Below are 14,704 nucleotides of genomic sequence, written 5' to 3' on the forward strand. Positions count from 1 at the left end.
AATTCAAGGAGGATCAGTGATGACTTTAAAAGAGGCTCATGAGCTACAACGCCGAGAACTTATTTCACTTCGTGCAAAGGTAGCCCGCCTCGAAAAACAAACCACTGGTCTATTTCCCGTGGAAGAAAAAGAAACTTTGGAACGTCATATCCGTCATCTTGAACAGGTAAATAAGACCGAAAACCGTCGTCATCAACAAGCCAGAGCCCATTGGAAACTTATAGAATCCCAAAAGTATGATCTTGAGCTTGAACTTCTTGATGTAAGGGAACAGCTTGAAGTTGCACTATCTGAAAATGAGCTCCTTCGTCAGCTCGCTGAAACAGCAGAAGCTGAAGTAGCCATGCTTAATGGTACAAATGCCAAGCTTCAAAAGAAGCTTAACACAAACTTTGAGAATTCTTCCCTGCCTTCTTCTTCTCTTCCTTTTCGCAAAAAAGTTCCTAACAATCGTAAGCCTTCTGGCAAAAAAACTGGTGCCCAAAACGGTCATAAGGCTCATACTGCCTCTAAACTTCCAGCCACAAAAGAACCTGTTATTATTCCTGTCCCTGACACATTTATATCAAATCCCGATTGATATCCAACTGGAAGAAAAATTTCCAAGCAGCTTATTGATATTTCTATCTCTGTTAATGTAACTGACTTCATCACAGATGAATATCGTAATCGCATAACTGGCACCAGATGTCATGCACCTTTTCCTGCCGGTATTATGAATGATGTTAATTATGGTTCCTCTGTTAAGGCTCTTGCTTTCCTTTTGAACAATTATTACAACGTATCCATTGCCAAAACTAAACAATGTATTTCTGATATCACAAACGGTGTTATTAACATTTCTACAGGTACTATATATAACCTCTCAACTGAATTTTCAGCTTCTACTGAAGCTGAACGAGCCAAGTGAAGAATCTGTGCCTCAATAAGCCACCTGTCCGGTATGAAACCCTGATTCTGGAAGCTGGAGACCAGTAGTTCAGGACACGGAAAACGCTTTGATTGGCTTAAGTGCTATTAATCAGGTTCAACAAAATAATCAAGCACAAAGCCACTTTTCGGTGCGTAACAGTCTTTACTAATGAGGTAAATCTGATACGATTTCGTCACCCAATCGCACAATTTTATTGTTTTCCTTTCTCTGGACAGTAGGGACATATAAACCAGAATATTCATTCTATGCCGTAAATGATAACCTGCCGGAGATTATGAGTATTACGGCAGTAATAGTCGGAAATTTACCTGTGATTACTATATCGGCGGCAGAATGCTGTACATGCCGCGGACTGTAAATACTAATATTGGGGCTGTTTCCTTGACGAACGATTTTTTGTGAAGAGGTAGCCGTTTATAGCTATGTTCTAAAATTCAATCCAACTAGTTTATTATTTTTGATAGTATATTGGTCCTATCCCCCTCATAATTTGTGGCAGTAATATATAAATCCACAAGTTGATTTTTTTCTGTTTCAACTAATAGTGTTTCGGAAACTAATTGCATAATAATCAATCTAATTAAATTTGTATTCACTCTATTGATAATCTTTTTGCCATCCCAGACAACACCTTTCCAAACGGATGAGTTTAAGTTAAGCTGAATGTCATTCATTTGTTTCAAAACAAAATTAAAATTCTTTTTTTCTCTTTCAGCAATAAGGACAGAAGATTTAACAAACTCTATTATTCCAATGGGCCTAAATAGCAAGTTTCCGCCTTCCTTATTTCTATACTCTTCGGCAGGTTTATCGTCCTTTTTAACAAATTCCTCTATTACTGTGATATTCGAAATAAAATCTGACCAATATTCTTTTACATAATCATATATCTCACCAATAATGTCTTCATCAGGTCTATATAGTTTATATTCCTTAAGTTGTCTATCTGATAGTGCCAACTTATTTTGAATAAGGACTTCATTACACTGGTATAATGCAATTAATGAAGTAAATGCTGTCACATTAGAATTAGGAATTTGTTTAGTAGTTCCATTAAGTAGCCTTTCACCCTGAAACAGATCAAATTCTTCAACGATTTCACGTGTCACTATTGCAACAATATCATCTTCATCTAAAGCAATTTGATAATTGTCCCCAACCGGCTTTGCTCGCCTATTTAAAGTAGAAAAAAGTTTTCTAGTGCGTTTCTTTCCCTCGATGGTATTTTTATGTGCAATAAAAATTACTGGAACTTCCTCACTCATTAACGATTGGTTTTCACTGATTGATTCAATTATCCCCTTTACTCTATGCTGTCCATCAACAGGAAATACTTGTATATCCTCATTAAACGAGAGAAATCCTACATTGTTATATTCTTCGTATTCATCCCCAAATTCAATTTCGAGCCATTTCGGGTCACCATCATATATTGCAAGTACAATGGCATTAAAAAATCTTTGTTCTTCTTTTATCAAATATTTTGCTATACTTTTATAGTTCTCAGTTAATTGTCTTTGCAATAAATCATTCAAGCAACTCGGATTACAAAACTCATCTACAGAAGGAGTAACGACTTTCGCAACATCTTGAAATTTCATCACTCCTGTATAATATCTCCAATCTCCAATGTGCCCACGTATAACTGGTAATTTCATATTCCCTCCTAAAAAGCTGCGTCAACCGCATCTTTTACTGTTTTTATTAATATCTCCTTATTGCATGGTGGTCTTCCATAAGCAGCTATTAGTCTGTCTTCTAATTCCGTAATATCTTTTGAAGTTGAACTCATCGGCAAATAATAGACATAAACATAGTCTCCCCATTTTGTAAACAAACTATGTAGCTTTGAACGATTATACTTATCTCCAAATTGTTTTTTATATGAACGAACTCTAGCCCTTAAATTTTCAGTTTCAGTTTTTGTAGCTTTTCCTATATACATTAAATAATTCCCACCATTAGGAATAATTGACGATACTATAGTATATACATATATTCCACCACAATCTTTAGGTATCCTATTTGTTTCAGAACTAATACCTCCATCATCCCCTATCATTTTAGCCCGATCCCACTTGGAATAATCAACATCAATCCCTTCCAAATCAAATTTATCCCATAACTCCGGACTCAAAATGAAATTCACTTTATATGACATCAAATCACTTTCTACTAGATCATAAAGTGTCCCCATATTTCTCCTCTTCTTTACTTAAGTATTTTTTCCAATGCCTCAACAATCTGCCTTGCCTCATTTACATTGTTATCTTTTCCTAGAGATATTCTTATTGTACCTGTCGCCAACTCATCATTGAGATTAATCGCTTTCAACACATGAGATATGCTAGTTTTCTCACTATCACACGCAGATCCTGTAGACACACATATTTTCATCAAATCTAGTCTATGCAAAAGAGATTCACCCTCAAATCCCCCAAATGACAAACTCATATTCCCTGGAACATGCTCTTTACCACCATTACGCACATGTTCAATCTTTTTCTTTAAAAGTCCATCCTCTATTACTCTTTCAAGTTGTAACAGCTTCTTTTTGTTAATTTCTATATCTTCCACATTTTTCTCTAGAGCCTTAGCCATGCCTACAATAGCACTAACATTTTCAGTACCAGCTCTCTTTCCCTGTTCCTGTGATCCACCATCATTATGTGGAAAAATATTAATTCCTTTCTTTATATATAGGAATCCAATTCCCTTAGGTCCATTGAATTTATGAGCAGAAGCGGATAACATATCTATATTCATTTCTTTTACGTCAATAGCTACATGTCCTACCGCTTGAACTGCATCTGTATGTAAAATTGCACCGTTTCGATGAGCTATTTCAGCAATTTCCTTTATCGGCTCAATTGTGCCAATTTCATTATTTGCAAACATTATTGAAACAATAATTGATTCACTAGTGGAAGCTAATTTCTTTCTTTCCATCAACTTTCTTTCTAGCTCATCCAGTTTTAAGACTCCATCAGTGTTAACTGGTATATAGCATACGCTGCTCCCTTGCTTCTCCATATGTTTACAAGCATTTAATATTGCACTATGCTCAATTGTAGAAGTAAAAATAACTTTGGTTTCTGTAGGCATACCAAATTCTTTTATTGCCCAATTATCACTTTCCGTACCACCCGAAGTAAAAAATATCTCTTCAGGCTCTGCATTTATACATTGTGCAATGATTTTTCTCGCTTCTTTTAATGCTAGTCTTGCTTTTTTTGAAAAAAAGTATGGTTGAGAAGGATTACCAAATTCTTCTAATAAATATGGTTTCATCGCTTCAAAGGCATCTCTATCCAGTTTTGTTGTTGCGGCATTATCTGCATATATCATTTAAACAATAAACATCCTTCCTCTTTAAATTCCTCTATTTTATCTAGTAATTCCTCTTCTGTAACTTCAAGCTGTTCAGCCAGACACGATAAACAATACATTTTCTTTTCGGCTTTTCCTAATAACTTTTTAGTTATCCCAACTTCATCTTTACTTAATTTTTCCTTACCACAAGCATAACAAGCACTCATACCACACCTACTTTTCATATTTTGTTGATACTGTAAATACAGGAATATCTTTTCCTCTATATTCTTCATCCAATATACCTAACTGATATTTTATTATGTCTCTCATCTTTCTGGCACGATCCAAACAATATCTTTTAAACTCTCTTACTGAAATATCGCTTGCATCTCGCACATTTGGATAAAGTAACTTAAGATAAGCAGTTGCAATTCTTTTCACTGCTTCTGTATCTCTTGTATCTGCAGCTTCTGGAACTTCAATCAATTCATCAACAATTGCCCTATAACTCATGTCGTTTCGAAGTTCATGCATAATTGAACAAAAATACTCCGAATTCAATGCCCAACCAGATATTTTTAAATCATCATTCATTCTTGGAATATTCCATCCTTTAATAAAACCATGGAATCGTTCAATCAATGCTGATTCATGAAATACACTAGGTAATTCAACAAACATATTACCAAATCCATCCGCATCCATTGTTTCCTTTTTAATATTTCCACAAAGAACCATTCCCGCATCAGCTGTACCTTCGTAATTTCCTACAGTAAATATTCCCGATTCAAGATATCCCTTTAATGCGGCTCTCATTTCATCTACATCTGTAAATGATATTGTTTGTACTTCATCTAATGTAATGAAGTCATTTCCTGCTACAAGACCTTCCGACCTTTTATTTTGATCATAAAACATCTTTGCTCTACTCATAACTCCACCATTAGAAAGCCATCCATACCTACTTACACGCCCAAATAAGTATGACTTTCCTGTTCCCTTTGGAGCTAACTCAATGAGATTTATCCTCTTTTCGACAAAAGGAAGCAGTCGTGTCAACATAGTTAATTTCTTCTCTTCATCATCACAATATCCCTCCGCATTATAATCCACAGCTCCAAGCAAAACATCAATCCACTCATCTACTGTAAATTCATTTCTTGCATCCTTGTAATACTCTAAATCAATCTGGTATGGGCAGAATGTTTTAAATGAAACTAATTTGATTTTCCCTTGTTTTCCATCCTTACCATGAGAAGACTTTTTGTTATAGTCAAACGCCCAATCATATTCATCTGGTGCACGATAACCAAGTTCAACCATCCCCCAAGTTTCATGTTCTCTCACTAAATCATTTTTGCACGTCTCCCACACAGATTCTTCAATTATTGTATCCTTACTCGATAGCCCAAAATCTGGTAGTGAAAAGGACACCCCTCCAGTTTTTATATCAATATCAACTGACACCTTTGCCAAAAATTTTACACGCTCTTGTTCAACAACTACTCTATTTTTGATTGAATTCCAATCTTCTTTTTTAGGTAAGTATTTTTTTACAAATGCAGCAACTTCCTCTGTATTAAAGTTACCCTCTTCATCTTCAAATTTTTTTAAAATCCAGTCCCTCATAAAAGAAGGTAAACTTAAAGAATTAAAAAAATTGCTTTTTTTTAAGTCCTTATATACCACCATCTCATCGAAACAATTTCTTAGTTTCTCAACATTCATCTATATACCCTCCCGCATACTAAAAGAGATCATCAAATTCAGAATTAACAGATGCACTCTTTCCTTTTGTTGTAACATCTAATCTAGTAACTAAATTTTCTCCAACATATACATCTACCGCATATGTCTTAGCACGTTTCATATTAGTTACATGCACTTTATAATGGTTTTCATCTGTCCTTACTGCCTGAGAAGCTTCACCATCTACATGTACACAGAGCTTCTGAGTTAACGACTTATTAACAAAAATACACAAGTCAGCACCATTTCTATAATCAGAAACCACATTTGCATCTGCCAACTCAATCTTAATAGAGTTATCAGAAAGTGATAGTTCAATAACTGGTACTACAACCTCTTCAAGAGTTGCACCACCATGTACCTCCACGTTAGCTGCGCGGCTTCCTTTAAACCGACCATAATCAGCTAATACAATAAACCCACTTTCTTCTGTTGCAAATGGTAAATCGTAATTATTAAATGTTTTACAGCATCTACCAGAGTGTTCTCCTTTTGTATCAGTTTCGTATTTCTCTTCAATGCCACTTATTACTGCTAGTCTTGATGCACCATGATCACTAGTTATGACATACTTATCATAATGTCTAAGAGCTAACTCTGTCGCTGCTCTATCTATTGCATCAGCAATGATTTCCAATTCTTTAGCCAGATGTATTGGATACCTGTTATTAGGTCCATATTTATATCCGCCTTTTTCCTTATGCTTTACATCATCCAATTCTTCTATCTTTTCACGATGCTCTTCTGGCCAATCATAGAAAAACTGATTATTAACAGATGTAATTGTCGGCAATTTAGACCTTCCCACCTTAACCGAAACCATTAACCCTCTACATTTTGCAGCTTCCACAATATAAGCCAAATATTCAACACCTAAAGCATCTATCCAACATAAAAATGTGGACTCTCTATCAACTGCAGAAATCAGCTCATCACGAGTTCTAAGCCTATTGTATTCTCTAGATACAGCATATCTTTCAACTTTTTTCATAAAGCTGTCATCAATACTATTTCTAATTTTCTGTTGCTTATAATCTTCAAAATACTCCGTTAACTCTTTTGAAAGCGTATCCCCATGAAAGCAATACTTTTCAAGATACATGCATAAATCAGGATATATATCAGATAAATTATCCGGTCGCCCAAACTGAGAAAGCAATGCTATTATCTCTTGCTTTTCTACTGTTGTATTATCTGTAAGCTTATATATACTTTCCTGCAAATCAATTCTGTTACTAACCACAAATTGTGCAATTTCAGCCTTTGGATATCCAGCCAATAGCTTTTTTCTACCTACATAATAGTCTTTGAAGTGCTTATCTGTATGAGGAATCTCAATAATCTGATTAACAATTCTCTTTTTGAAGTCCTCGAAATCAGTACTACACCCTAATACATATTTGAGATACTCATTTTTTTCTGAAGTCATTGATAACTTAAGGTACAAATAATACAACCAGCATTTATCAGATACTCCTGCAATACGAGAATAAAATGAAGAACTTGTAGTGTCATTAAATTGGTAAAACTCAAATACAGCTTTCAACGATCCATGCTCAGTAACTTGAGACAATAGATAGTCCCATCTGCGTTCTTCTCCATAACTTCTAGGGATATTGAAGCCTGATATAATCCTTCTTATCGCCTCGTATGAATCCTTTATCTCTCTGATTCTACACATAGCATCTGGAAATGATAAATCCGAATTAAACTCAATACTGCCATTCTTTCCATCTTCTAACACTAACAACAAGTTTTTTAGCCCATTTGTGTCAAACATTGCAACATTAGTTGGCGATATAGACAACTCCAATTCCAGATGCATCACACTTTCATCCATATAAAACCTGCGGTTATCAAATCTTGGATCATCTACAGACATTTTTTTTACCGGATTATTAAGTCCTCGAAGTAAAAATACTACCCATGCACTTCCTAAATTAAAATCTTTAAAGTCATCTAAAATGGTTTTAGCCATTTCTTCTCCTTGAAGAATTAGATATTCTGCCAATCCCAATACAACCACTCTATTGCTTTTACAGTCTACATCAGCTGTTCTTAACTTTTCACGGAATAAATCCAAGTCAGGCTTTTTATCCTCTCCACGACAGCAATCACTTAATCTAATAAAATCCGTTCCTTGCTCTTCTAATTTTATTTTTGTTTCTAAATAATCTTCATTACTTACCACTGCAAAAAATGGTTTGTGTGTCGATGAAGTATAATATTCTTCAATTGCTGTCAATATCATATGAATTTATTCTCCTTCGTTCATTATTTCAACACCTATATTGATGTTGTCCTTGATTAACTTTATGAGATGTTTTTTTAAATCTTCAGAAGACATCTTCTCAATTTTTGATACAACTGTGTCACTTCCTCCAGCATCATACTCTGCTTTTGCAAGTTCTAAAATTTTAGACCTTATCGATGGATGAGTATCCCATTCATACGGTTCTACTGACAATCGTTCTAATGCATCCCTAACCTTTTCAATATCAGTCAAGATTGTTTTATATCTACCAAGCATCTTTGCAAATGCTTGATCAACCTTTTCAGGTTCCGTCAAATCTGCGTAAAAATCGGCACCTTCCAAAAATGCCAATGTACTTTCTATTTCTTTTTCAGTTGCAGTTGTACGATTAAGAACCTCGAACGCCTTTTTGGCATCGTCATAGAGATTTTTCGGAATCAAACATAAGATAGGAGTTCTATGGATAGCAGACCATTCTCTTGGTGTCTTTGAACCAGTCTTTTCCCTCCATAAACTAAACATCTTTGTTTTTGTCTGATTTTTTCTAAATTCGTCCGCTAATCCTTTAACAATAACGTTACTCTCTGTCTTACTTTTTCTAAATACATTAATGAGCTGTGGAACCTTTAACTGTGCGCATTCTTCAACTGAAATATCATCCAAATATGCTTTATATATTTCATGGAAAGTGCTTATTTCGTTATCAAAATATGACTGTAAATTAGTGCTCTGCTCCTCAAGCGATAAAGTACACTTCTTCATTTGGTCAGGCAAAATATCTTTTCTCGCAACAATATCAAACAAAAAAACATATACTTCTTTCATACTTGAGAAATACTCTTCTAAAGCTTCATGAGAACACATTACAAATTCCAGCTTTTCTCTCCATTTATCAAAAGCTTCTGCCTTTGAATGCGAACTGCAATTCAGCAACCTATTTGTTTCTTTCACAAATGTATAATCAACTATTAATTTTTTAATTTCATTTTCTCCCATATCGCTTTTCCATAAACTAGAATACGCAACAGAGAACAAATGGCTTATATCTGAGAGCATATTGTCTTCTGCACCAATTTCAGCAGCCAATTTTAGCAACAATCCATTTTCAAACTCCTGTAAAAATGACTTCATTCCTTCTTGGCACTTTTCGATTGTAAGCAGTTCAGCCAAATTATCTCCTAATGAAGTCTTAATCAACGCTGCAGAACCAATGCTTAATGCAATCTTATGGGCGTCTTTACCCTCTTTTTGAATGAGTTCTATGTATTTTTCTACAAAATCATATACTCCAGTATTATCGACTTCTTTTAAGCTCCAAACAGGTAATCTCAGTGACTGCATCTTATTTTTTACACCAACCTGTGCCTGGCTTATATGTGCGCATGAATCCGATTCTAACCCCCAAGCTTTCTCTGTAACTTCATAGAACGCCATTTCTTCTGGAGTCATCTTTACAATATATGTTGGTTGCGATTTACCGCTAATGTAATTACCAATCATCTCCGACAATTTTTCGGCTGACATGGAATCATGACTTCCACTTGAATCCAAATATCTAAAAGGTTCTCCTCCATATTCTTTAAGTAAGAAACCGACAATAAAGGCCGATAAATTGCATGGTGCAAATCCATATTCAACTTCTAAATGACTATAAATATCATCAATTGAAATCTGTCCATCTCTCTTAAATCCCTCAGAAATAATTTCTTCTAGGTCTCTTTTAATCACAGATATCTCAAGTCCAGATGTTTCTGAATCAGCCCAATACTCATTTACATCCCACACTGATGAAAGAACACTCTTCTCAGCTCTAGCCATAACACCACTAGTAGATTTATTAATTCCGCATTTAGCCGCAAGCTTAAGCTGTGTTGTTTTTAATTGATTTTCATTTACCCCTCTACAAAAATCAAATATGTACTTATATTTTGAAGTAACTATTGTCTGTAATACCTCTGCAACTGTAGAGCCTCCAATAACTTTTTCTCCTTCTTTACACTGAGAATGATATATTGTAAAGCTTCCGCTATATATTCTATTCTTCCAGGTTACCGCTAAAACTTGTTGCGCTTTAATAGTATTTTCTGTCGCCAATTTTGGATTATCATGATAGTACTGAGCCATCGCAGCAAAGTCTACATATGCATCAAAATCATCCTCACCTAAAACTGTAGATAGTGCATCAATAAACACGATATTTTCGTATTCTTCATTTTGAGCGGCTTCTTTAATCATTTTTCGCAAGCTTATTGCTTCATCATCATTTTTTGCAAATGCAATTACCGCGAGAAAATGCCACCCTACAGGAGCATCTTTCAATTCATTTATTTTTTTAGTAAAGTCTGCACTAGTGACTGAAACTAAGTTTCCATTTCCAGGATTCATTTCATATCGCAATTTAAGTGCAGGAGGCAATGATAACACTGTCTCCAGTTTTCCTTCTGCAACAAGTTTGGCAGTTGTACTATTCTGCTTTATTGTTTTCTTAACCTCATCAATTTTAGCCTGATCTCCAGCCAAAACAGCCGCACCATACGCGTACTTATTATTGCCAATTGGGGTTGTAACAAGTATCCCCTTGGCGGCTAATCCTTTAGCGATATTTTTACAATTAGTATCTAAACCAGAAGTAATACCCTCATATACATAACTAATATTTTGTTCTGTGGGCTTAAGTAGCTCTATTGTTCCTCCCAGTCTTTTATCAATGGCCTGCATTATAAGAATAGTCTTCAAAACACGCTTTTCGTCTTCTCTAAGATTCTGTTGTTGAGGAAATGTATCCAAAATCATTCTTATATCAGCGGTAAGGTTATCTCTTCCCTTCACATAGAAAAAGTCCCATAACATATCTACTGTTAACAGAGGATGATCATCATCTGGACCTGTTTTCTCTATAAACCACTGAAATGCTTGCGTATCATCAGCATTTGCGATCTTAATAAAGTCAAACATACTTCTCTGATTTGACTGAAATGCAACAGCTATATTTTTTAGGATTAACGCCGTCATCGGATGAATCGGCATAATATCCTTTATTACCCTAGGATCACTAATTCTTGCTGCTTTCATTACTGCAGCTCGCGATGTGCTTAATCGATTATTCAGATCGTCTGCACATAAATTCCACATATCTAGTGCTGCCGGCTTAATATTAAATGCATGCCCAATTAAATTAAAGGCAATATTATCTGGTAAAGATATCTCAGAAAAATGGAATCTCTGCTGAACTACTTTCCATGTAGAATCCTCACTATTAATAATCGATTCCGTTTGATGAGTAACAACTATAAAATAGAATGGTGCCTCTTGACACAACGCAACAATTTTCTGAAACTCATCCAAAGAATTTCTATTTTGCTTGAAGAAACCACTAAATTCATCCCAAACCAATACTATTTTAATATCATTTTTTTTGATAACATCCTTTAGCCAATTTTTCAGTTTATCACCATCTAAAGACATTGCAGTGATACCTTCTTTATCTGCCATTTTAAAAATGTTATCCATTAAGTTCTTCACATCAGAAGACTTTTCCAAAGTATTAATTACTTCATCAGAAGTGGACTGCGAAAAAGTGGCAACCCATTCAGGCTTTTTTAGTAGAATATCAAATATTTCTTTATGCTCTTTTATCCACGCAAGAACACTCTCTTTAAGAGTATTTTCTCCCATGTAGCTCACACATGGACTACTTTCAAGTGCTTTTTTCACACTTTCCTGAATAGCAAAGTACAAGTCTCTAGGAGTAGTAATACCACCGGAGGCATATCTATATGCCGTTACTATTCCTCTTTCTTTATGTCCAATAATTTTGTTCAACAAATCTGCATTATTTTTAAGAGGCTCATATTGATTCCAATATGCTTTTAATTCTTCTTCAGGGACTTCAAGGATCTTCTTAAGTGCATGTGCACACTGAGACTTTCCAGTTCCATACGCACCATGAATCCAAACAGAACGCTTCGTTGATCCGCCCAGCATATTTTCAACATTCTTTAATAATTCAATAAATGTCTCATGTGGGTATGTGTTTTCCCATGGAGCACCCGCTTCAATTGCAGAATCGTCAATACATGGGAAATATTTCTCATCAACATCAAAAAACTGCCTATACTTTCCTACTTCCTGTGTTGACATTATTCTTCCTCCTCAAACAACAAAATTACATCTTCTGCTCTTTTATTTAAAACAGATATTTTATCCAAGTCATTTGTAAATGATGCTATTAGATAATCCGGATATTTTTGTGACAAACCCATTAAGGCAGATTTCATTTCTTCATAATCCAATCCGAATATTTTCGCTGGGCTTATTCCGTTTCTCTCTACTGAATCATCCATTAACCAAGACAAAGTAAATTCTTTATTATCCTTACAGTTCTCAGTAAAAAGCAACAAACTATATAGAATTACTCGATTATCCGTGATAGTGCACTTATTTCTATAAAGAGAATCAATTTGTCTTCCATTCTCATACACAGCTCCCCAATTCAGTGCTGTTCCAAATGGTAATCCGCAAAATCTCTTAAATGCATTAATTATAGAAGTAGCATCGTTTTTCTTTACGCCATCATTAATTAGCATATCACTAATTGTATCTCGCTGATAGAACGTGCCAATATCCATATTGTTAATATACCAGTTAAACTGTGGGTTATACGCAAAGTTCGCTGCAATAATTCCCCAAGACACACTGCTTTCCCATCCAATTAATGAAACCACATTAAACAACTTTGTAGTATTTGCATTTTTATCAATAAGACCAGTATCTCTTAAAAAGCGTTTAAACATTGAAACTTGATTAGGTCCCAAACTATTTATTTTCCAATATTCATTTCCTAATTCAAAGAATTCACGTACCCACTCAATTTTCGGGGCGTGATTTGCAAATGAATTTATACTAGCATTATTCATCTTTTCATTTCCTCCTAACGATGTTCGCAATGAATGATACGCCAAACAACCATCATCAATTTCATGACACTGTCCACAATGAATACAATCCATTATTTTTAGACCATTCGCGAATGAAATACATCCATTTCTGCAGTTGGTCTCGCATACTCTACACCCAACACAATATGCCGCTTTCTTGAACACTTGTTTAAACTTCTTTGTTTCTTTCGGATATTTTTTTGAAATATATGCAGGAGCTGTAATCCTATATCCGCCTCGTATTTCTTCATATTGATATTCAAAAGGAACTTCGCCTAAAGTCTTAATCCATTCAAGCCAATCAGTTTTTGCATTAGTAATAGTTATAATTAGATTCCCGCCTTTTACTGTTTCTTCATAGTGCTTTTCGTTAATTGTAAGATCTCTTCCATTCTTTCTTGCATTCCATCCGCCATTTGTAATATAGGTTGTAAGTGCAGTTTCGTCACCTTTATTTCTTGCATTCATCTCTTTAATCATATCTATATACATTTGAATTTCTTCAGGATATGACTTTCTTTGAATATAATCTCCCTTTCCTCCCCCCATTGGGCAAAACAAACAGCCTGCTCTTGAATTACCTTTCTTGTATGCTTTATTGATAGGAAGATTATACATATACAAATACAGCCAGATTTCAGCAGACGTCCAATCTAAAATAGAATTATGACTATATTGTCCCTTTTGCTTTTTTCCAAAATTCTCATATTCATATTCACTTCGGGCAGTACTCTCATGCTTTCTTACACCAACAAAGTCAAGACCGACATAATTATTTTTTCCTGTGATTTCACGAAGTTTTCTAGTTTGTGGAGCACTTTTATGTACACTACAACACCATCTCAACACTCGTGCTGGTGGTCCAAACAAATGCCATGATTCATCAGGTTCAAAGTGACACTTTGAAGTATAAAAAGGAACATCTTGCCACTCACACCTTCTTTTGGTTTCTTCTACTGCCTCATATGTATCTGGAAACTCCATTCCCGTATCACCAAATACAACTACAAAACTTTTTTTAGGTAAAGTCTTTCTTACAAGATCTAAGAGAACCTGGCTATCTTTTCCACCAGAAAAAGCAACATGAAAAATATCTAATTTATTCTTATATTTCTCATAAACCGCCAATATTTTCTTAACCGTTGAACTCTCTATTATTCCCATTAATTCTCTGTTTTTTTCAATCATTAATGGAATATCAACTGGCTTAAGATATCCACCATTTGGTTCTGGTTCAATCACATTTCCATCTTTATCTTGCAACAAAACAATTTCAGGGGCATCATATAAACTTCCTCCTTTTAGCTTTGCAACAACTTTTCCTCTATATATATACTGTGCTGATTCTGCCCACATATATGGGGTATCTGACTGATTAACATAATTCCAATATTTATCAAAACCAAGCAGATTCAATTCATCCGCGTATACAGGTCTTGGTTCTTTCGAAAAAACAGTAGGTGTTGTATTAAGTAATATTCCTCCTGTCTCTTCATCATATATATATGAATACAT

General features: G+C 34.9%; 8 protein-coding genes and 1 pseudogene. 1 reads left to right on the forward strand and 8 read right to left on the reverse strand.

What is annotated here, in order from left to right:
* Positions 1-580: pseudogene (locus DXB39_RS10350) on the forward strand (DUF6444 domain-containing protein); the annotation flags it as partial.
* Between the two features lie 797 nt (positions 581-1,377).
* Here DXB39_RS10350 and DXB39_RS10355 read toward each other — a convergent pair.
* From DXB39_RS10355 to DXB39_RS10390, 8 genes are read right to left on the reverse strand one after another with little or no spacing between them, the layout of a single operon-like run.
* Complete coding sequence (locus DXB39_RS10355; RefSeq protein ID WP_117841754.1) at positions 1,378-2,592, reverse strand: DNA sulfur modification protein DndB; 1,215 nt, start codon at positions 2,590-2,592, stop codon at positions 1,378-1,380.
* Between the two features lie 8 nt (positions 2,593-2,600).
* Positions 2,601-3,131: a GIY-YIG nuclease family protein gene (locus DXB39_RS10360; RefSeq protein WP_117841753.1), complete on the reverse strand. Its 531-nt coding sequence runs from the start codon at positions 3,129-3,131 to the stop codon at positions 2,601-2,603.
* Positions 3,132-3,145: 14 nt separating this feature from the next.
* The gene (locus DXB39_RS10365) at positions 3,146-4,282 is read right to left on the reverse strand and encodes a cysteine desulfurase family protein (RefSeq protein WP_117841752.1); all 1,137 of its coding nucleotides are present in this window, start codon (positions 4,280-4,282) and stop codon (positions 3,146-3,148) included.
* The gene (locus tag DXB39_RS10370) at positions 4,279-4,473 is read right to left on the reverse strand and encodes a hypothetical protein (RefSeq protein WP_117841852.1); all 195 of its coding nucleotides are present in this window, start codon (positions 4,471-4,473) and stop codon (positions 4,279-4,281) included. Before DXB39_RS10370 ends, DXB39_RS10365 begins: the two co-directional genes overlap by 4 nt.
* A gap of 7 nt (positions 4,474-4,480) precedes the next feature.
* Positions 4,481-5,977: a BREX system Lon protease-like protein BrxL gene (gene brxL, locus DXB39_RS10375; RefSeq protein ID WP_117841751.1), complete on the reverse strand. Its 1,497-nt coding sequence runs from the start codon at positions 5,975-5,977 to the stop codon at positions 4,481-4,483.
* A gap of 19 nt (positions 5,978-5,996) precedes the next feature.
* Positions 5,997-8,249: a BREX-4 system phosphatase PglZ gene (gene pglZ / locus DXB39_RS10380; protein WP_117841750.1), complete on the reverse strand. Its 2,253-nt coding sequence runs from the start codon at positions 8,247-8,249 to the stop codon at positions 5,997-5,999.
* Positions 8,250-8,255: 6 nt separating this feature from the next.
* Entirely contained in the window at positions 8,256-12,392 is a 4,137-nt protein-coding gene (locus DXB39_RS10385; RefSeq protein WP_117841749.1) for a hypothetical protein, read from the reverse strand.
* A complete protein-coding gene (locus DXB39_RS10390) occupies positions 12,392-14,704 on the reverse strand; it encodes a phosphoadenosine phosphosulfate reductase domain-containing protein (RefSeq protein WP_117841748.1) in 2,313 nt (770 codons plus the stop codon). Before DXB39_RS10390 ends, DXB39_RS10385 begins: the two co-directional genes overlap by 1 nt.

The organism is Roseburia sp. OM03-7AC, from assembly GCF_003462625.1.
Lineage (GTDB): Bacteria > Bacillota > Clostridia > Lachnospirales > Lachnospiraceae > Roseburia_C > Roseburia_C amylophila.

Excerpts from the sequence above, each read along its gene's own strand:
- DXB39_RS10355 (WP_117841754.1), bottom strand. The coding sequence starts at position 2,592 with ATGAAATTACCAGTTATACGTGGGCACATTGGAGATTGGAGATATTAT.
- DXB39_RS10360 (WP_117841753.1), bottom strand. The coding sequence starts at position 3,131 with ATGGGGACACTTTATGATCTAGTAGAAAGTGATTTGATGTCATATAAA.
- DXB39_RS10365 (WP_117841752.1), bottom strand. The coding sequence starts at position 4,282 with ATGATATATGCAGATAATGCCGCAACAACAAAACTGGATAGAGATGCC.
- DXB39_RS10370 (WP_117841852.1), bottom strand. The coding sequence starts at position 4,473 with ATGAGTGCTTGTTATGCTTGTGGTAAGGAAAAATTAAGTAAAGATGAA.
- brxL (WP_117841751.1), bottom strand. The coding sequence starts at position 5,977 with ATGAATGTTGAGAAACTAAGAAATTGTTTCGATGAGATGGTGGTATAT.
- pglZ (WP_117841750.1), bottom strand. The coding sequence starts at position 8,249 with ATGATATTGACAGCAATTGAAGAATATTATACTTCATCGACACACAAA.
- DXB39_RS10385 (WP_117841749.1), bottom strand. The coding sequence starts at position 12,392 with ATGTCAACACAGGAAGTAGGAAAGTATAGGCAGTTTTTTGATGTTGAT.
- DXB39_RS10390 (WP_117841748.1), bottom strand. The coding sequence starts at position 14,704 with ATGTATTCATATATATATGATGAAGAGACAGGAGGAATATTACTTAAT.